This window comes from Bacteroides oleiciplenus YIT 12058, assembly GCF_000315485.1.
Classification (GTDB): Bacteria; Bacteroidota; Bacteroidia; order Bacteroidales; family Bacteroidaceae; genus Bacteroides; species Bacteroides oleiciplenus.
Map to the genome: position 1 here is coordinate 566002 of NZ_JH992942.1, position 19672 is coordinate 585673.

The 19672-nt window shown below is 43.6% G+C and carries 14 protein-coding genes; 9 read left to right on the forward strand and 5 right to left on the reverse strand.

All coding sequences use genetic code 11. The features are described from left to right. Nucleotides 1-41 precede the first annotated feature (41 nt). The 3 genes from ilvC to HMPREF9447_RS15565 all read left to right on the forward strand — a co-directional run bounded on the left by ilvC (nt 42) and on the right by HMPREF9447_RS15565 (nt 5859). A complete protein-coding gene (ilvC, locus tag HMPREF9447_RS15555) occupies nt 42-1085 on the forward strand; it encodes a ketol-acid reductoisomerase (RefSeq protein ID WP_009130704.1) in 1044 nt (347 codons plus the stop codon). Nucleotides 1086-1398: 313 nt separating this feature from the next. Then, complete coding sequence (locus tag HMPREF9447_RS15560) at nt 1399-3375, forward strand: LruC domain-containing protein (RefSeq protein WP_009130705.1); 1977 nt, start codon at nt 1399-1401, stop codon at nt 3373-3375. Between the two features lie 573 nt (nt 3376-3948). Next, nucleotides 3949-5859, forward strand: coding sequence for an LruC domain-containing protein (locus HMPREF9447_RS15565; protein ID WP_009130706.1), 1911 nt, complete (start codon nt 3949-3951; stop codon nt 5857-5859). A gap of 89 nt (nt 5860-5948) precedes the next feature. Here HMPREF9447_RS15565 and HMPREF9447_RS15570 read toward each other — a convergent pair whose 3' ends face one another. Continuing rightward, nucleotides 5949-7838: an AAA domain-containing protein gene (locus HMPREF9447_RS15570; RefSeq protein ID WP_009130707.1), complete on the reverse strand. Its 1890-nt coding sequence runs from the start codon at nt 7836-7838 to the stop codon at nt 5949-5951. Between the two features lie 240 nt (nt 7839-8078). Between HMPREF9447_RS15570 and HMPREF9447_RS15575 the strand changes: the two genes are divergently transcribed. From HMPREF9447_RS15575 to HMPREF9447_RS15600, 6 genes are all read left to right on the forward strand, one after another. Next, a complete protein-coding gene (locus HMPREF9447_RS15575) occupies nt 8079-10322 on the forward strand; it encodes an aconitate hydratase (RefSeq protein WP_009130708.1) in 2244 nt (747 codons plus the stop codon). A 3-nt stretch (nt 10323-10325) separates the two neighbouring features. Next, nucleotides 10326-11474, forward strand: a complete 1149-nt coding sequence (icd, locus tag HMPREF9447_RS15580) for an NADP-dependent isocitrate dehydrogenase (protein WP_009130709.1) — start codon at nt 10326-10328, stop codon at nt 11472-11474. Nucleotides 11475-11499: 25 nt separating this feature from the next. Continuing rightward, a complete protein-coding gene (locus tag HMPREF9447_RS15585; protein WP_009130710.1) occupies nt 11500-12843 on the forward strand; it encodes a citrate/2-methylcitrate synthase in 1344 nt (447 codons plus the stop codon). 83 nt (nt 12844-12926) lie between these two features. Further along, the gene (locus HMPREF9447_RS15590; protein WP_009130711.1) at nt 12927-13688 is read left to right on the forward strand and encodes a DUF1295 domain-containing protein; all 762 of its coding nucleotides are present in this window, start codon (nt 12927-12929) and stop codon (nt 13686-13688) included. A 33-nt stretch (nt 13689-13721) separates the two neighbouring features. Further along, nucleotides 13722-14942, forward strand: coding sequence for an NADH:flavin oxidoreductase (locus tag HMPREF9447_RS15595; RefSeq protein ID WP_044138270.1), 1221 nt, complete (start codon nt 13722-13724; stop codon nt 14940-14942). Next, the gene (locus HMPREF9447_RS15600; protein WP_009130713.1) at nt 14939-15784 is read left to right on the forward strand and encodes an SDR family NAD(P)-dependent oxidoreductase; all 846 of its coding nucleotides are present in this window, start codon (nt 14939-14941) and stop codon (nt 15782-15784) included. The genes HMPREF9447_RS15595 and HMPREF9447_RS15600 overlap by 4 nt, the downstream gene beginning before the upstream one ends. Nucleotides 15785-15844: 60 nt before the next feature. Here the strand turns inward: HMPREF9447_RS15600 and pfkA are convergent, their stop codons facing one another. From pfkA to porQ, 4 genes are all read right to left on the reverse strand, one after another. Beyond that, a complete protein-coding gene (pfkA, locus tag HMPREF9447_RS15605) occupies nt 15845-16825 on the reverse strand; it encodes a 6-phosphofructokinase (protein ID WP_009130714.1) in 981 nt (326 codons plus the stop codon). 123 nt (nt 16826-16948) lie between these two features. Continuing rightward, nucleotides 16949-17821 (reverse strand): 4-hydroxy-3-methylbut-2-enyl diphosphate reductase, encoded by an 873-nt coding sequence (locus tag HMPREF9447_RS15610; RefSeq protein WP_009130715.1) that lies wholly within the window; start codon nt 17819-17821, stop codon nt 16949-16951. A 128-nt stretch (nt 17822-17949) separates the two neighbouring features. Continuing rightward, entirely contained in the window at nt 17950-18639 is a 690-nt protein-coding gene (cmk, locus tag HMPREF9447_RS15615; RefSeq protein ID WP_009130716.1) for a (d)CMP kinase, read from the reverse strand. Between the two features lie 22 nt (nt 18640-18661). Then, complete coding sequence (gene porQ / locus HMPREF9447_RS15620; protein WP_044138220.1) at nt 18662-19627, reverse strand: type IX secretion system protein PorQ; 966 nt, start codon at nt 19625-19627, stop codon at nt 18662-18664. Nucleotides 19628-19672 lie beyond the last annotated feature (45 nt).

Here is a 19672-nt window from a genome sequence, read left to right on the forward strand (position 1 = left end):
TTAGTTGGCGTAAGTCACAAATAAAAACTAAAAAAAAGAAAATGGCACAGATGAATTTTGGCGGTGTTACTGAAAACGTAATGACCCGTGAAGAATTTCCTTTGGAAAAAGCTCGTGAGATTTTGAAAGATGAAACAATTGCAGTAATCGGTTACGGTGTACAAGGACCGGGACAGGCATGCAACCTGCGCGACAACGGTTTCAATGTAATCGTTGGACAACGTCCGGGCAAGACTTATGAAAAGGCAGTGGCAGACGGATGGGTTCCGGGCGAAACTCTGTTCGGCATCGAAGAGGCTTGTGAGAAAGGTACTATTATCATGTGCTTGTTGTCTGATGCAGCCGTAATGTCTGTATGGCCCACTATCAAGCCTTACCTGACTCCCGGAAAAGCTCTTTATTTTTCTCATGGTTTCGCTATCACCTGGAGCGACCGTACAGGCGTTGTTCCTCAGAAAGATATCGACGTTATCATGGTTGCTCCTAAAGGTTCCGGTACTTCATTGCGTACCATGTTCCTCGAAGGCCGTGGCTTGAATTCTTCTTATGCTATCTATCAGGATGCTACGGGCAAAGCTATGGACAGAACCATCGCACTGGGTATCGGTATCGGTTCAGGCTATCTGTTTGAAACAACTTTCACTCGTGAAGCCACTTCTGACTTGACTGGTGAGCGTGGTTCATTGATGGGAGCTATTCAGGGATTGCTGTTGGCTCAGTACGAAGTATTACGTGAAAACGGTCATACTCCGTCTGAAGCATTCAACGAAACTGTAGAAGAGCTGACTCAGTCGTTGATGCCGTTGTTCGCTAAGAACGGTATGGACTGGATGTATGCTAACTGTTCTACTACTGCTCAACGTGGTGCGCTGGACTGGATGACTCCATTCCATGATGCCATCAAACCGGTCGTAGAGAAACTGTATGCAAGCGTTAAGTCTGGCAACGAGGCTCAGATTTCTATCGACAGCAATTCTAAACCCGATTATCGTGACAAACTGAACGAAGAACTTCGTCAATTGCGTGAAAGCGAAATGTGGCAGACGGCTGTTACTGTTCGTAAATTGCGCCCGGAGAATAACTAACACTGAACGAAATATACAACAATGAAAAAAGGAAAGATGAAGGTCTTTCCTTTTTTTTTGTTGTATATTTTGCGATTATGTATAATTGTTTACGGATGTTAACCTAAAAAGGCTCCTACAACTGATTTGCGCTCTATAATATTATGATTGCTTTGGTTAATATTGTATATATAAGTTGAATAATGCATTAAAAAGTTGCATATTGATTATGTAATAATTGTTAATGACGTTAATTTGTAGGCTCTTGAAATGACCAACATATACAATTAAGAAATACCTTTGTAACAATATCAACTTTATAATGAGTCATAATATGAAACAGGCAAACAAAACAAGTTTAGTTGCATACCTTTTTGCATTGGCATTAATAGGCGTTGTAACAGGATGTGAAAAAGAGGTTTATAACCCGGACAATGGAAAGACAAAGCCACTTCCCCCTGCAGAGAATTATTTTAATTTTGAATTAAGAGGTAAGGTCCAGTTAAGTGTGGATTATCATGCACCAGGATTTCAAGCTATTATTGAAGTGTATGATCAAGATCCAATGAGCGAAGAAAACCCTCAAGTAAAGAAAGAGGGTGTACAATCTATTTACAGTGCTTATACTGATCAAAATGGAAAGTTTAATGGAACTATGATTGTTCCTGTTGTTCTAAAAGAAGCCTATCTGTATACTGATGCTTGGGGGCTTCCGCAGTGTGTTAAACTTAAATTGAGTGAGCAGGGGGCTGCTTATGATAGTGAAACTGATGTAATTTCGAGACCAACAACAAGAGGTGGTAACCCCGTTAATGGACTTAGCGGTACTGTTGCACCTTATCGATATTTTAGAACTGATGGGGTTTGGGATCAGAATTTGTATTCTCTTTGTATTTGGAATTCATGGTTCGAATTTTCAGCTCCGGCAAATTATTTGTTGAATGCAGAAAGTGTTCTTGGAGCTGGCATAGCCGGTCCTCTTGCTGATCGTTCACAAAAGTATTTTACCGAAGTTTCAAAAAAATCGGAAGGACATACACTTTTAGGTCAACCTGGAGAAACGAATGTGGCCACCAAAGAAGATGGAACGGAATTGCAAGTTACTTTTCTGGTTGAACGTGCAGCACAACGTAATACGTTTGGCTATTATTACTACAAAAAAGGGCAACGGCCTACAGATATGTCGCAAGTCAAGAAGTATATAATAGCTCCTGATGCTTCCTTGGATGGATATGCCGGATTTAGTGCAACTGCAAAGCAAGCTGTACAACTTAAATTCTTCGGGGATAGCGGAATAGAACCGGGAGTAAATCAATTCCCTGCTGGTTATGAGATTGCATGGTTCTATATCCGGAATGCAGCTTCTTCTTCATTAATTGGCTATGACCAAAATAAATATGGCACCCTTCAAAATATTGCTTATTCAGGGCCACTTGCTAATTTTTGCACCTCCAATGATACGGGTGATAACAGACGTTTTGTTTTGCTGAAAGATTCAAAAACCGGACTTTTGGTATTAGGTTTTGAAGATTCTAAGAATGTAGCTGCAAATGATGATTATAGTGACTTGTTGTTTGTTGTAAAGTCTAATAAAGATGTGGATGGTTCTACTGGAGAAATTCCCGACGAAGATACAGGCAAAGAACCGGGCGTATTGTTGCAAGAAGGAACATTAGCATTTGAAGATATTTGGCCTGCAGGTGGCGATTATGACTTAAATGATGTGATTATAGAATATACACGTAAGGTTACGTACAATACAGATAACAAAGTTACAAAGATTTCGGAAACTTTTACTCCTGTGCAACCTGATGGTAGTGCTACTTATGATAATTTCTTTGCATGCCAGGTAAAAAATATGGGAACACCTACTCTGGATGCAGGTATGATTAAAGAAACTGCTACAGGTTCTTTTGTGATTACTGGGAGCGCAAAGTCTGTGAAAGGAAAGAGTTTTACTGTTACTAGAAGTTTTGCAACCGCCTTAGATAAAAATACTGTATTAGAAGATTTCAATCCGTACATTATTGCTAAGGCGTATACCGATGCCAATCGTATTGAAGTGCACTTGCCTAAACATGATATGACATCGGCTGCTGATGCCAGTAAGATGAATCAAGACAATGCTTATTACATAGCTGCAGGAGGTATTTATCCATTTGCAATCGATATTCCTGTCAAAGGTTTTATTCCTGCTACAGAAACATATCGGATTGATGCAGAAGGCCAGTATCCTGCTTTTGCAAACTGGGCAAAGTCTAAAGGTGCTTCAGATAGTGATTGGTACTTGAAAGGTAAAGGAAGTAAATAGTAAGATCGATTTTAAATACTTTTGAGATAATTTTTTCATGTATTTATTTTCTATTGATTTGTGATAAAAAACGTTTGAATGCTTGACTTCGGCGTTTCAAAGTAGTATATTTGTAACCGTAATCCTGATTTAGGTTCGGGGCATATACAGTATAGGGGAGGAGCAAAAGCTTCTCTCCTTTTTTTATACCATTTGTTAGCTGCGGGACTTTATTGCCGTCAGTTGCGGGGAATTGATGGTCTGTTTTCTCAAAACATATGGTCTGTTGTGGCTAAACACATCATCTGTGTCTCTTCAACAGATAATCTGTTTTGCCCGGATACATCATCTGTTTTCAGAAAAAACAAATGATAAATCCGGATTACTTCAACTTCGTTAATCTTCCATAAACTTGCTCTTGACACAATCTTGTGTATGTCTTTTGGTATAATGGCGTAATTAGAAAAAAAGAAGTAGTCGTTGATTCTTTTGGGCTGAAAATTGCATATTTTGATAATTTATTTTTCGAATGATGTAATAATAGAATATAATTTGCTACTTTTGCATCAGATAAACAACATAAAACATATTGCTATGACGAAAAAAGCAAACTCCTATGCAATACGTAATGCATTCTATTTATTACTATGCAATGTATTGGTTCTTTTGATGGCAGCGGGATGTACCCGTGATGTCTATGATCCTAATGGTGGTGGTGAAGATAAGCCTAATTCTTTTGATTTTGCTACTACTTCTACTATTCAACTGAATGTGAAGTATGATGTTCCCAAAGGTTACAAAGTGCTTTTCAATGTCTATTTTGAAGATCCGTTTATGATGGATGAAGATGGACAGACTGTTTTGCGTGCTGATGTAAGTCCTGCAATTACCCGTATGACTGATGAGAATGGTGAGTATCACGCTAAGGAAATTGTGGCGGCGGATCATGGTTCGGATGTTTACATTTATACTTCGTATGTCGGAGTTCCGGGATTGGTGCAGACTACTATCACGGATAATGTGATTAGTGCTGATATTGAGTGGAAATTGACAGATGGCGCTCCACAGACACGTGCCACTAAATGGGATCCGCCAACCAAGTATGGTACCTTGGGAACCTGGCAGGATAATGGTCGTCCGAATTATCTGAATAGTGAAGGAGAATTGAATTTGTCGGCTTCTGTATTGAATACAATTAGAAAAACAATCCCAGAAGGAGGGACTTGTCCTCAGAAATACCGCCAGTCTGCAGATTTTAAAGTGAATGATCCTGAAGGTAGAGATACTGAGGTTTCAGTTCGCTTTATTGGGGGAACCAGTTCTGCTGCAAGTGTTTTCGGTTACTATTGTTATAAAGACGGTGCATCTGTTGCGGAAATAAGTGCAGCAAAGAAATATATAGTTTTTCCAAATACACATACAGTCGGTAATTCTAAAAAGCCGGTTGGCTTGAAAGGCGGAGAATGTGTAAAGTTGCATTATATAGATGAGAATGGAGTAGATAAAGGTACTGTATTTCCTAATGGAGTAAGAATAGGTTGGTTTCTTTTGAATGATGCTTATATTAAAGGAGGAGAAGGTTACAAGGTCTGTTATTCAACTACGGCTTTGAATAGTGACGGGCGTACGCATACGGCTGCTTTCCGTATCAATGATTTTGTAGTACTTTCATTTGAAGACTATACTGATCAGGATTATAACGACGTGCAGTTTAATGTCTGGTCTAATCCGATAGAAGCTATTGCTCCTGATGTTCCGCCTGTAACTCCTGATCCGGGAACAGATGATGACCGTTCTGTTGCTTATCGTATGACTTATAAAGGAATTTTGGCTTTCGAGGATAACTGGCCCAATAAAGGTGATTATGACCTGAATGATGTGGTTGTGAAGTATAATTCTGTTCTAGCGTTTAACACAGCTAACCAGGTACTTTCTACGGAAGATACATTTACGGTACTTTGGTCCGGTGCTGCTTTTAAGAATGGTTTCGCTTATCAGATGAATACCGATCGCTCCAATGTGGTTACTGAATTTGCGGAGACTTCTGAAGCCGGTATCGGTTTGGATTCTGAACTTGCCAAGGCTACGGTAAATGTGTTTACCAATGCTCTTGTAGCCACGGACAATAATACGAAGACCACCGTTTATACGATTAAAAATACCCTGACTACTCCTGTAGATCATGAAACTTTTGGAGTAGCTCCTTATAATCCGTTTATTATGGTTCATGAGAATCTGGGTAGCAATCGTTGCGAAGTTCATTTGGTAAACTATAAACCGACGGAAAAAGCTAATATGGATTTGTTCCATACAGGCAAGGACTTATCCTCGCCGAGCAGTGGTGTCTACTATGTAGCGGCAGAGAATTATCCGTTTGCTATTCAGTTGGTTGATGCCGAAGATTTTAGTACAACCGAGAAAGAAAGTGTCGACATTACTTATCCGGATTTTATCAAATGGGTGAAATCTAACGGTAGTGAATACAAAGATTGGTATAAGAAATAAAAGCGAGAGGTTTTTCTGAAAAAATAAGAAAAAAAGGGATTGCGCAACTTCATGCAGAGAATGACTTGTATGAGATTGCGCAATCTTTATTATGTTTTTGAAATCTCATTGATATACTCAATAAGTTTGTGATAGAATTTATGATGCTTTAGTGTATTCGCTTCGCCTAGTATCACCAATTTCATTCGAGCACGAGTGATGGCTACATTCATCCGTCGCAAGTCATTCAGGAAGCCTATCTGTCCCTCCTCATTGGCACGCACAAGGCTGATGAAAACGACATCTCGTTCCTGTCCCTGAAAACCATCTACTGTATTAACGGTGAGCAGGCTGCGGTAAGGACGCAGAGCGGCACTTGTTTTAATTTTGTTTCTAAGATATTGTACCTGTGCTTTATAAGGTGAAATGATTCCGAAGTCTATCCGTTCGTCGAGAATACGGTGCCCGCCGATGCGTTGGATATAGGCTTCCAGCTCTTTCAGTAACAGATGAGCTTCTTCCCGATTGATGCGCCCGAAGGTTTCGCCGACAAATTCCTCCTTAAATTCCATTTCCGAAGTATCTATCCATGTGATGGGGGTATCCCAATCAAGGATGCCGCGGTGGCGTATTTCGGGAGCAGCCTCCAATTGCCCGTCATAAAACCACTGCGAAGGGAAGTGCATGATAGCTTCATTCATGCGATATTGGATTTTCAACAAAGAGACGACAGTCGGCTTCGTTGTGACAATACGTTCCATAAGTGTATGTTCCAGTCCGGCACGGGCAGCTTCATAGCATTTTATGGTGGCGGGTAGCTGGCAGTGGTCGCCCGCCAATACTATGCGGTCGGCTTTGCGAATGGCTATCCAGCAAGCGGCTTCCAGTGCCTGGGCAGCTTCATCAATGAAGAGTGTGCCGAAGCGACGCCCGTTCAGTACACGATGATTACTGCTGACAAGGGTCGATGCTATGACGTGTGCCGAATCAAATAAGTCGGCATTGATTTGTATTTCTAATTGCGTGGCGCGGTCGCGTAGGCGGCTCAGTCTGTTGCGGGCACTTTCGCGTTCCTCGTAACTGCCACGGCGGCGTCCGTTCATTTCGCGCATGGCTTTGCGGATGCCCCATAGTTCAGTATAGGAGGGATGACTCTCGAAGCGGCGCTCGTAAGTAAACGAAAGCATCTTGTCATTCACCCTTGTAGGGTTACCGATACGCAGGACGTTGACGCCACGGTCTACGAGTTTCTCACTAATCCAGTCGACAGCAGTGTTGCTTTGAGCACAGACCAAAACCTGAGGTTCACGATGTAATGTTTCATAGATAGCTTCTACAAGGGTAGTTGTCTTTCCCGTCCCTGGAGGGCCATGTACAATAGATACATCCCTGGAGCATAGTACTTTGTTCACGGCAGTTTCCTGCGTAGAGTTCAGCCAGGGGAAGCGGACAGGATAAAGTTCGCGGAAAGCCGGTTTTAAGGTTCCCAGCATGGTGTCGCGCAATTCTGCCAATCGGTTGCCTTTGGCATGTATTACATCGGAGAGAGCTTCGAACATGGTGCGATAGGACGTTTCATCGAAATAAAGCTGCACACCGAGGTTATCTGTCGACTGTACTTCTAGAATGGCGCCTGCACTGGGCATTGCTACCACCATCCGCGCTTCATCGGCATAACTGACGGTGCCGGTGAAGTTCATATAAGTTATCTTTCCATCTACTGATTGGCGGAAAAAACATACAGGACGCCCGAACTCAAAATTATGTTCTATATCAGTATCTTCGGTATGTGTAATTTCTATTACTAATTGATTCAGTGAATTGTAGTAACTTCGTCCGGGAGTGGCAGGATACCAACAAAGTCCCCGTTTCACCTTGCGGGCTATGCCCATAGTTTCTGTCTGTCGCTTGAACTCTTCTTTTTCATATTCGTATTCCATGCGCAGGAGGAGTTCTTGCCGTTGAAGGTGCTCGGTTGGGGAAAGAAGTTTTTCGTTCATATAAAATAATGATAGATGATGATAAATGATAATTGTAGAGTATTTATTTTATTGATATGCCGACTATCAGAAGAACACCGCTAAATTATCATTTATCACATAGATTTTCCGCAAAGGTAATCATTCTTCCCTTCCGCAGGAAGAAATGCTTTAATTTGTTAAACCTTTAACGATTTTAGATTGTTTATTATATTAATTTGTAATCTTTACAATATTGGAAAACTAAAAATAAATGTGATTATGGTGTATGACGTAACAATGTTAAGGGCCTTTTATGCTGCTTATAAGGGGAAAATGGAACGCGTGCGGGCTGTGCTGCAACACCCGTTGACGTTAGCGGAAAAGATTTTGTATACCCATCTGTTTGATGGAAAAGAGGTGAAAAACTACACACGGGGAGAAGATTATGTGAGTTTCCGCCCTGACCGGGTAGCAATGCAAGATGCAACGGCGCAGATGGCACTGTTGCAATTCATGAATGCCGGTCGCGAACAGGTTGCCGTACCCTCTACGGTGCATTGCGACCATCTGATACAGGCATATAGAGGCGCAAGAGAAGACATTGCTACGGCTACCAAGACGAATGAAGAAGTTTATGATTTTCTTCGTGATGTTTCTTCCCGCTATGGTATCGGCTTCTGGCAGCCGGGAGCAGGTATCATTCATCAAGTGGTATTGGAGAACTATGCTTTTCCCGGTGGAATGATGGTAGGAACAGATTCCCATACCCCAAATGCCGGTGGTCTGGGCATGGTTGCCATTGGTGTAGGTGGTGCTGACGCAGTAGATGTGATGACAGGTATGGAATGGGAGTTGAAAATGCCCCGCTTGATTGGGGTACACCTGAAAGGGGAACTGAACGGTTGGGCAGCTCCGAAAGATGTGATTCTGAAACTGGCAGGCATCCTGACTGTAAAAGGAGGTACGAATGCCATTATCGAATATTTTGGACCGGGCACGGCTTCCTTATCCGCTACTGGAAAAGCAACGATCTGCAACATGGGTGCTGAGGTTGGCGCGACCACTTCGATTTTTCCTTATGATAACCGTATAGCCACCTATCTGAAAGCTACCGGAAGGGAGGAAGTTGCCGAAATGGCCGACTCTGTTGCTGGCGATTTGCGTGCAGATACCGATATCCTGCTTGCTCCGGAGAACTATTACGACCGGGTAATTGAGATTGATCTTTCCAGATTGGAACCGTATATCAATGGTCCCTTCACTCCTGATGCTGCTACGCCTATTTCTGAGTTTGCTGAAAAGGTACTGGCAAATGGCTATCCGCGCAAGATGGAAGTCGGACTGATAGGTTCCTGCACCAATTCATCTTATCAGGATTTGAGCCGTGCTGTTTCTCTGGCCCGCCAGGTTGAAAAAAAACATCTGAAAGTGGCCGCTCCTTTAATTGTGAATCCAGGTTCAGAAAGGATACGGGCCACGGCAGAGCGGGATGGAATGATAGAAACCTTTGAGAAAGTAGGCGCTACTATTATGGCTAATGCCTGCGGTCCCTGCATCGGTCAGTGGAAACGTGAAACAGACAATCCCACTCGCAAGAACTCCATCGTGACTTCTTTCAACCGTAACTTTGCCAAGCGTGCGGACGGTAACCCGAATACGTATGCTTTTGTTGCTTCCCCCGAATTGACTATGGCATTGACGATTGCCGGAGACCTTTGTTTCAATCCTCTGACAGATGCATTGGTGAACCGTGAAGGTGAGAAAGTGAAACTCTCCGAACCCGTTGGCGAAGAATTGCCGCCGGAAGGCTTTGCCGAAGGCAGTGAAGGGTATATACCTCCTCGTAGTGAGAAAACAGAAATAACGGTTAATCCTCACTCGCAACGGCTTCAACTCCTGCAACCTTTCCCGGCATGGGAAGGCACTGACTTGCTGAATATGCCTCTGCTGATTAAAACACAGGGCAAATGTACTACCGACCATATTTCAATGGCAGGTCCATGGCTCCGCTTTCGTGGACATTTGGAGAATATTTCGGATAATATGCTGATGGGTGCTGTGAATGCTTTCAATGGAGAGACTAACAGTGTTTGGAACCGCTCTACCAATACTTACGGTCCGGTTTCCGGTACGGCAAAAATGTATAAGTCCGAAGGAATTTCCTCCATTGTGGTTGCCGAAGAGAACTATGGCGAAGGTTCCAGCCGTGAACATGCTGCTATGGAGCCTCGTTTCTTGAATGTTCGTGTGATTCTGGCAAAGAGCTTTGCTCGTATTCATGAAACGAATCTGAAGAAACAAGGTATGCTGGCATTGACTTTCGTGGATAAAGCGGACTACGATAAAATTCAGGAACATGATTTGATTTCAGTAATCGGACTGACGGAATTTGCTCCCGGCCGCAACTTTAAAGTTGTTCTTCATCACGAAGATGGTACGAAAGAGAGTTTTGAAGCTCAACATACGTATAATGAATTGCAGATAAGTTGGTTCCGTGCCGGCTCTGCCCTTAATGCAAGATAAGAAATGGATAAAATTACAGTACCTTTTATTATGGGTGATGGAGTGGGAGTTGAAGTAACCCCCTCTATGCAAACTATTGTGAATGCTGCCGTGCAGAAAGCTTACAGCGGACAACGGCAGATTGAATGGATGGAAGTATGGGCAGGCGAACGGGCTTTTAAGAAGTGCGGCCTGTGGTTGCCCGATGAAACAATGGAAGCCTTTCGTGACTACAAAGTGGGAATCAAAGGTCCGTTGACGACTCCTGTTGGCGGGGGGATTCGTTCTCTGAATGTGACGTTGCGCCAAACGCTGGATTTGTATGTGTGCCTGCGTCCGGTTCGCTGGTATCAAGGTATTCATTCTCCGGTTCGTCATCCGGAAAAGGTAGATATGTGCGTGTTCCGTGAGAATACGGAAGATATCTATGCAGGTATCGAGTGGGAAGCTGGCACGCCGGAGGCTGAGAAATTCTATCGTTTCTTGCATGATGAGATGGGAGTCACGAAAGTGCGTTTTCCTAAGACTTCTTCGTTTGGTGTGAAGCCTGTCTCTAAAGAAGGAACAGAACGTCTGGTGCGTGCTGCCTGCCGTTATGCACTCGAAAACAAGTTACCTTCTGTTACGCTGGTGCATAAAGGAAACATCATGAAGTTCACGGAAGGCGGTTTCAAGAAGTGGGGCTATGAACTGGCGGAACGTGAATTTGGAGAGGCATTAGCCGACGGACGCTTGGTTATCAAGGATTGCATAGCGGATGCTTTTCTGCAAAACACTTTGTTGATTCCTGAGGAATACTCTGTAATTGCCACCCTTAATCTTAATGGAGATTATGTTTCCGACCAGTTGGCGGCAATGGTAGGTGGCATCGGCATTGCTCCCGGTGCGAATATTAATTACCAAACGGGGCATGCTATCTTTGAAGCCACACACGGCACAGCACCGAATATTGCAGGCAAAGATATAGTGAACCCTTGTTCTATCATCCTCTCCGCTGTGATGATGCTCGAGTATTTGGGGTGGAAAGAATCAGCTTCCCTGATAGAACATGCCTTGGAACGAAGTTTCCTCGATGCCCGTGCTACCGCCGACTTGGCGCGCTTCATGCCCGGCGGCGTCTCTTTGTCTACTTCTGCTTTTACCCGGGAGATAGTGGAAAGAATAGAAAAATAATACTAACGATTAAAACGATACGAAAATGAAGAAGGAATACATAGTTTATAAGCTCTCCGAGAATATGAAGGAAGCGGTTCGGATTGATACTGAATTGTTCTCCAAGTTTGATGTGAAACGCGGTTTGCGTAATGAAGACGGCACGGGTGTGTTGGTTGGGCTTACCAGAATTGGTAATGTAGTGGGTTACGAACGTATTCCGGGCGGTGGCTTGAAGCCTATTCCGGGTAAGTTGTTCTACCGGGGATATGATGTGGAAGATATTGTACATGCTTTTGTGAAGGAGAAACGTTTTGGATTCGAGGAAGTGGCTTATCTGTTGCTGTCCGGCAATCTGCCTGATAAAGAAGAATTGGCTTCTTTCCGTGAACTTATTAATGACAACATGCCATTAGAACAGAAAACCAAGATGAATATTATCGAACTGGAAGGAAATAACATTATGAACATCCTGGCACGTAGCGTACTCGAGATGTACCGTTTTGACCCTGAGGCCGATGATACTTCCCGTGACAACCTGATGCGTCAGAGTATAGACCTAATTTCCAAATTCCCTACTATTATTGCCTACGCATACAATATGCTTCGTCATGCCACTTTCGGCCGTTCTTTGCATATCCGCCATCCGCAGGAGAATCTTTCGATTGCCGAGAATTTCCTTCATATGCTGAAACGCGATTATACGCAATTGGATGCCCGTACCCTTGACCTCTTACTGGTGCTTCAGGCTGAACATGGTGGTGGTAACAACTCTACTTTCACCGTTCGCGTCACTTCTTCTACAGGAACGGACACGTATTCGGCTATTGCTGCCGGTATCGGTTCGCTGAAAGGCCCACTTCACGGTGGTGCAAATATACAGGTAGCCGATATGTTCCATCATTTGCAGGAGAATATTCAGGACTGGACTAATGTGGATGAGATTGATACGTACTTCACCCGTATGCTGAATAAGGAAGTGTATAACAAGACGGGGTTGATTTATGGTATTGGTCATGCAGTCTATACGATTTCCGACCCGCGTGCCATCTTATTGAAGGAATTGGCTCGCGACCTTGCCAAAGAGAAAGGAAAACAACGCGAATTTGCCTTTCTGGAACTGTTGGAAGAGCGTGCCATCGAAGTATTTGGTCGTGTGAAGAATAACGGAAAGACGGTTTCGAGTAATGTTGATTTCTATTCCGGCTTTGTTTATGAGATGATTGGATTGCCGCAGGAAATCTTTACGCCGCTGTTTGCTATGGCGCGTATCGTAGGTTGGTGTGCCCATCGTAACGAAGAGTTGAATTTTGAAGGCAAGCGTATCATTCGTCCGGCATATAAAAATGTGCTCGAGGATACAGCCTATATACCTATTAAGAAACGATAAATTTTTGTAAACTATTTAGGGGGGAGAAAGTTTTCTTTTTCCCTCTTTTTCTATATCTTTGCCTATACTTAAATCGAAAGAGTATGGAGCAAGAGACTTTTCAGATATTTCTTGGTGCGATGAGCATCATCGCACTATTCGTTTTTATCGCACTTTATTTCATTAAGGCGGGATATGGAATGTTCCGCACGGCATCATGGGGCTTTTCAATTAACAATAAGTTGGCATGGATACTGATGGAAGCACCGGTATTCATTGTGATGGCGATACTTTGGTGGCATTCCGAACGTTATCATTCGCTTGTCCCGTTGATTTTTTTTCTTTTGTTTCAACTACACTATTTCCAGCGTGCATTTATTTTCCCTTTACTATTGAAAGGTAAGGGTAGGATGCCGCTTGCCATTATGTTGATGGGAGTGGTGTTCAACTTGCTGAATGGTTTTATGCAAGGTGAATGGCTCTTTTATCTGGCACCCGCTACTCTTTATACATCGGACTGGTTGACGACTCCCCAGTTTATAATCGGAGTATTGTTGTTTTTCATCGGTATGGCTGTCAACTGGCATTCGGATTATATTATTCGCCATTTACGCAAGCCGGGAGATACGCGGCATTACCTGCCTTCGCAAGGTATGTATCGCTATGTCACTTCTGCCAATTATTTTGGTGAAATAGTGGAATGGGCAGGATGGGCCATGCTGACGTGGTCGCTTTCAGGACTTGTCTTTCTATGGTGGACTGTGGCCAATTTGGTTCCACGTGCCAATGCTATCTGGCATCGTTATAAAAAGGAATTTGGAGATGAAGTAGGAAACCGGAAACGTGTTTTCCCCTTTCTCTACTAATCGCCCCTCATAAATCATAAATTATAAATCTTGATCATGAGCAAGCTGTTTACTCCTGTAACTTTTGGCCCGCTGACTTTGCGAAACCGTACTATTCGGTCGGCGGCGTTTGAGAGTATGTGTCCGGGCAATGCTCCTTCTCAGATGTTGCTTGACTATCACCGTTCAGTGGCTGCCGGAGGAATTGGTATGACTACTGTGGCCTATGCAGCCGTTACCCAAAGCGGGTTGTCATTTGACCGGCAATTGTGGATGCGCCCGGAAATTATTCCCGGATTGAAAGAATTAACTGATGCCGTACATGCTGAAGGTGCTGCTGCGGCTATCCAATTAGGACATTGTGGCAATATGTCGCATAAAAGTATTTGTGGAGTTACTCCTGTTGGGGCATCTACCGGTTTCAATCTTTATTCACCGACATTTGTCCGTGGTTTGAAAAAAGAAGAATTGCCGGAAATGGCACGGGCATACGGACGTGCTGTGTATCTGGCGCGTGAGGCTGGTTTTGATGCCGTTGAAATACATGCCGGACATGGATATCTGATTTCTCAGTTTCTTTCTCCTTATACCAATCATCGTAAAGATAGTTTCGGTGGTTCGCTGGAAAACCGGATGCGTTTTATGGATATCGTGATGGAAGAAGTGACGAAAGCTGCCGGAACCGATATGGCTGTATTGGTGAAGATGAACATGCGCGACGGTTTTCGTGGTGGCATGGAGATGGATGAAACGATGCAGGTGGCAAAACGTCTGGAGCAATCGGGAGTCCATGCGTTGGTGTTGAGCGGAGGCTTTGTCAGTAAGGCTCCCATGTATGTGATGCGTGGTCGGATGCCTATCCGCTCTATGACTCATTATATGGATTGTTGGTGGTTGAGGTATGGTGTGCGGATGGTAGGAAAGTGGATGATACCGACTGTTCCCTTCGAAGAAGCCTATTTTCTGGAAGATGCGTTGAAATTCCGGAAAGAAATAGAGATGCCGTTGGTATATGTGGGCGGTTTGGTGTCTCGTGAAAAGATAGATGAAGTACTGGATGACGGTTTTGAAGCCATACAAATGGCACGCGCTTTACTTAACGAACCGGGCTTTGTCAACCGTATGCGTGAAGAGGAGAATGCACGTTGTAATTGTAAACATAGCAATTACTGTATTGCCCGGATGTATTCCATCGAGATGGCATGTCATCAACATTTAAAGGAAGAACTTCCCCCTTCTCTGAAGAGGGAAATTGCTAAAATAGAATCCGAATGAACCAAAAACTTGCAATCATAACCGGGGCAGATGGTGGTATGGGAATGGAAATTACACGTGCTGTCGCTTCTGCCGGATATAAAGTAATCATGGCATGCCGTGATCCGCAAGTTGCAGAAATTAAGCGGCAATCATTAATACAGGAAACCGGGAATACAGCACTTGAGATAGTACCGATAAATCTTGCTTCTTTATCTTCTGTAGCTTCCTTTGCAGATGAACTCCTTCGTCGGGGAGAAACAATTACTTTGTTGATGAACAATGCCGGGACCATGGAAACCAGAAGGTGCATTACCGAAGATGGGTTAGAACGCACCGTCAGTGTCAATTATGTAGGTCCTTATCTCTTAACCCGCAAGTTATTGCCATTGCTGGGGGAAGGGAGTCGTATCGTGAATATGGTATCCTGTACGTATGCCATTGGCAAATTGGATTTTCCGGATTTCTTCTTGTATGGAAAGAAAGGTGCTTTCTGGCGTATTCCGATTTATAGTAATACGAAATTAGCACTGACTCTGTTTACAATAGCTTTGGCAGAGAAGGTGAAAGAAAAAGGAATTGTTGTCAATGCTGCTGATCCGGGTATTGTTTCTACGAAGATTATCACGATGCATATGTGGTTTGACCCTCTGACAGATCTGTTTTTCCGTCCGTTCATCCGTACTCCCCGGCAAGGTGCGGCAACCGCAATTAATCTGTTACTGAATGAAGAAGCAGGACAATATACCGGCACACTGAATGTGAGTTGCCATCCTAAACCACTTTCTGAAAAGTATATCCATCATGTACAAATGAAGAATTTGTGGGACAAAACGGAGGAGATTGTTGAAAAATGGTTATAAAAGGAAGAGGCGTAGATGTTTTTTTACGCCTCTCCTGTTATTTCAAAATACTATTCTTAATTAAATAGATAATTCTCTCAGAACATTTACCAATTCTCTCTTAATCGGCTTATCATTTTTGATGGCTTTTGTGAAAGGAACATATACCACTTCGTCATGTTCGATACCAATCATTACGTTCCGTTGTCCTTCCATGATTGCATCAATAGCAGCTGCACCGAGTCGGCTGGCGAGGATACGGTCGTGAGCCGTGGGGCTTCCACCACGTTGTAGGTGGCCAAGGATAGTAACACGTACGTCATATTGCGGATACTCGTTCTTAACACGTTCGGCAAAATGCATGGCTCCGCCAGTCAATTCACTTTCTGCCACAATCACAATACTACTGTTCTTGGATTTGCGGAAGCCATTCTTGATAAACTCTTCCAGTTGGTCGACTTCTGTACTGAATTCCGGGATAATAGCAGCCTCCGCACCTGATGCGATGGCACCGTTCAAAGCAAGAAAACCGGCATCACGTCCCATTACTTCCACGAAAAATAAACGTTCGTGAGAGGTAGCGGTGTCACGAATTTTATCTACAGCATCCAAAATCGTATTTAATGCTGTATCATAGCCGATAGTCGTATCAGTTCCGTACAGGTCATTATCAATGGTACCCGGTAATCCGATGCAGGGCACATCGAATTCTTGTGCAAAGACGCGGGCGCCTGTTAACGAACCATCACCACCGATGATAACCAAGGCATCAATGCCTTCTTTTTTCATATTATCATACGCTATCTGGCGCCCTTCGGGTGTTGTGAATTCTTGGCAGCGGGCCGTCTTTAATATAGTACCACCCAATTGTATAATATTACTTACGTTCTGGCTTTTGAATTCTTTGATTTCGCCGGTTACCAGACCTCGGTAACCTCTATATATACCTTTTACTTGTAGTCCGTTGTAAATAGCAGAGCGTGTTACCGCACGAATAGCGGCGTTCATTCCCGGAGCATCTCCTCCTGATGTCAAAATACCTATGCACTTAACTGTTCCCATAACAATCTTTTAGTTTGATGTTAATAATCGCTGCACTGCAGCCTGTTTTCGCTCGGCAAAGATAGCAAAAAGCTGAGGGCGTTATTCATATTTAATGTTAATTTGTTGTTTCAAAGCGGTGACTTATTGTCCTGTAAGTCGCGATTGAATAGCCTTGGAAATTTCTTCCATCAACCATTTCGGGGTAGAGGTCGCCCCGCACACTCCGATAGAAGAAGCTCCGGAGAGCAGAGAACCGTCTATCTCTTCTGCGCTATCTATCAAGTGGGAATTAGGATTGACTTTCTGGCATTCGCTGAACAACATTTTCCCGTTGGAACTTTTCTTTCCGCTGACAAAAAATACCAGATCGTGTGATGCAACGAATTTCCTTATATTCGGGATACGATTGGCTACTTGGCGGCAGATGGTATCGTAATATTCAAACGTGACTTCAGGTGAGATGTGTTCCTTAATGTATTCCACTATCTTCTGGAATTCGTCCAGCGACTTCGTGGTTTGCGAATATAAGCGAATACTTTTGCTCAAATCCAGCTTTTGGGCTTCTTCCAACTTTTCAATAACAATCGCTTTTCCGGTGGTTTGCCCCACCAGTCCGAGGACTTCTGCATGACCGGTTTTCCCATAGATAACGATTTGCTTATCTGAGTTATCTTTCTGGGTATACTCTTGCTTAATCTTTTTTTGTAATCGGAGTACTACCGGGCAAGTGGCGTCGATGATTTCAATATTGTTACGGCGGGCAATTTCATACGTTTCGGGTGGTTCGCCGTGGGCACGTAGCAACACTTTGGCGTTGTGCAGGTGATTGAAATCGTCGTGATTGATAGTGATGAGTCCCATCTCTTTCAGGCGTTCCACTTCGCGGCTGTTGTGTACGATGTCTCCCAAGCAATACAGCGTACCGCCTTTCGTCAATTCTTCTTCAGCTTTATTTATCGCGGTGACTACGCCGAAGCAGAAGCCGGACCCCTCATCTATTTCTACTTTTACCATGATCTAATAGCTTGATATAAAGATAATAAACCAGCCCTGAAAAGGGCTACACCTTTTACTGTCCAGGGCTACACCCTTTGTCTCGGATGGCTACATCCTTTGTGACATAGGGCTACACCCTTTTTCTTTTATCCCTTAACGGTTTTGTTGAATTGCTCTTGCAACCATTCCTTTTGTTGAGGAATAGTCATGTTTGTATTATCTAACAGGAATGCGTCATCCGCCTTGCGAAGAGGGCTTACTTCCCGGTTCTGGTCAATGTAATCTCGTTGCTTCACGTTTTCCAGGATTTCATCAAAACTGGCTTCTTGACCTTTGGCTTTCAGCTCATCAAAACGACGCTGTGCACGGATTTCGGGTGTGGCAGTCACGAATATTTTCAATTCAGCATCAGGAAATACAGTAGTTCCGATATCACGCCCGTCCATGACAATCCCCTTGGCATTTCCCATTGCCTGTTGCTGAGCTACCATCGCTTCACGTACGAATCCTAAAGCTGCGATGGGGCTGACGCGGGAGGAAACTACTATACCGCGGATTTTATCTTCTACATTCACTCCGTTCAGGTAAGTATCCGGACGTCCGGTTTCCGGATTCAGTTGGAATGAGATATGGATATTACCGATTTCTTTCCGGAGTCTTTCCGTATCAATCTCATTCCCTTGAAAGATACCGTTTTCTATACTGTATAGAGTGACTGCGCGATACATGGCACCACTGTCGATGTAGATGTAGCCTATTTCATGGGCAAGGTCTTTTGCCATAGTGCTCTTCCCACAAGAGGAAAAACCGTCGATTGCAATAGTTATCTTTTTCATTTTGAGTTATACTATTTATATATTATAAGGTATACGACAGATTAAAGATGAGTGAGGATGAACTCACGTGATATTTGGCGTATGCCATTCCCAGTTTCAACCGTTTCAGCTGTATACCTGCACCGCAGGTGAAACCGGCCCAATGGCTGGAGCCGTTTATTTTCATTTCTTCTCCACGGTGAAAGTTATATCCGGCTGCCAGATAAAAGTTGTCGGTTGGAAGAAAATCTATTCCGAGGGCTATGTGATTTAACAATTTCTTTCCGAAATTGTTTGCTGCCGTGGCTGAGGCACTCCAATGCGTCAAATCATGCAAGGTCAGGGAAAGCCGGAACGGGGCATGTGCCAGGCGTTTGCTAAAACCAAGCAGTACATCAATAGGCAACTTTTCATGTCGCTCTTCAAAAGTTTTGAGTTGCCCTCCCAGATTGCGCGCGACGAGTGAGGCAGAAAAATCAGACTCCTGATGATAATAATTCAGTCCCAGATCAACGCCGACGGCGAATGAAGAATATTTATCGTAATGAGAATAGATGAGGTTGGTGCGTACACCACCACTCCAATAATCACTTAAATCATAGGTGTAAATGCTTGATATAGAGATGTCTTTGGCAGAGAAAGTTCCGATTTCAATATTTTCTTCGGTGGTTTCTTTCAATTCCCCATAGTCTACGTACTGAGCGGTAACTGCCCACGTGGAACGCTCGCCTGCGGTTTTTGCAAATGCGGCTCCGGCAACGTTTACGCCATCCATATAAAGCATATAATTCAGATTGAGAGTTTTATCCGCTACGCACGAAAGAAGGGCAGGGTTTTGGACAGCCATGGTCAAATCGTCTTCTATGATAGAAATGTTTTCTCCACCCAGCGCCGATGCATGGGCGGAAAAGGGAAGTTTCAGAAATTGGAAGGCGCTGGTTCCGTCTTGTGCACGTAAAACGGAGAAAATCAGGAGTAGTAGCGCCGTTATAAAAGACTTTTTCAACATTTCATTTAAAATTATTGCCAAAGATACGGTATTTTTAAAATATCT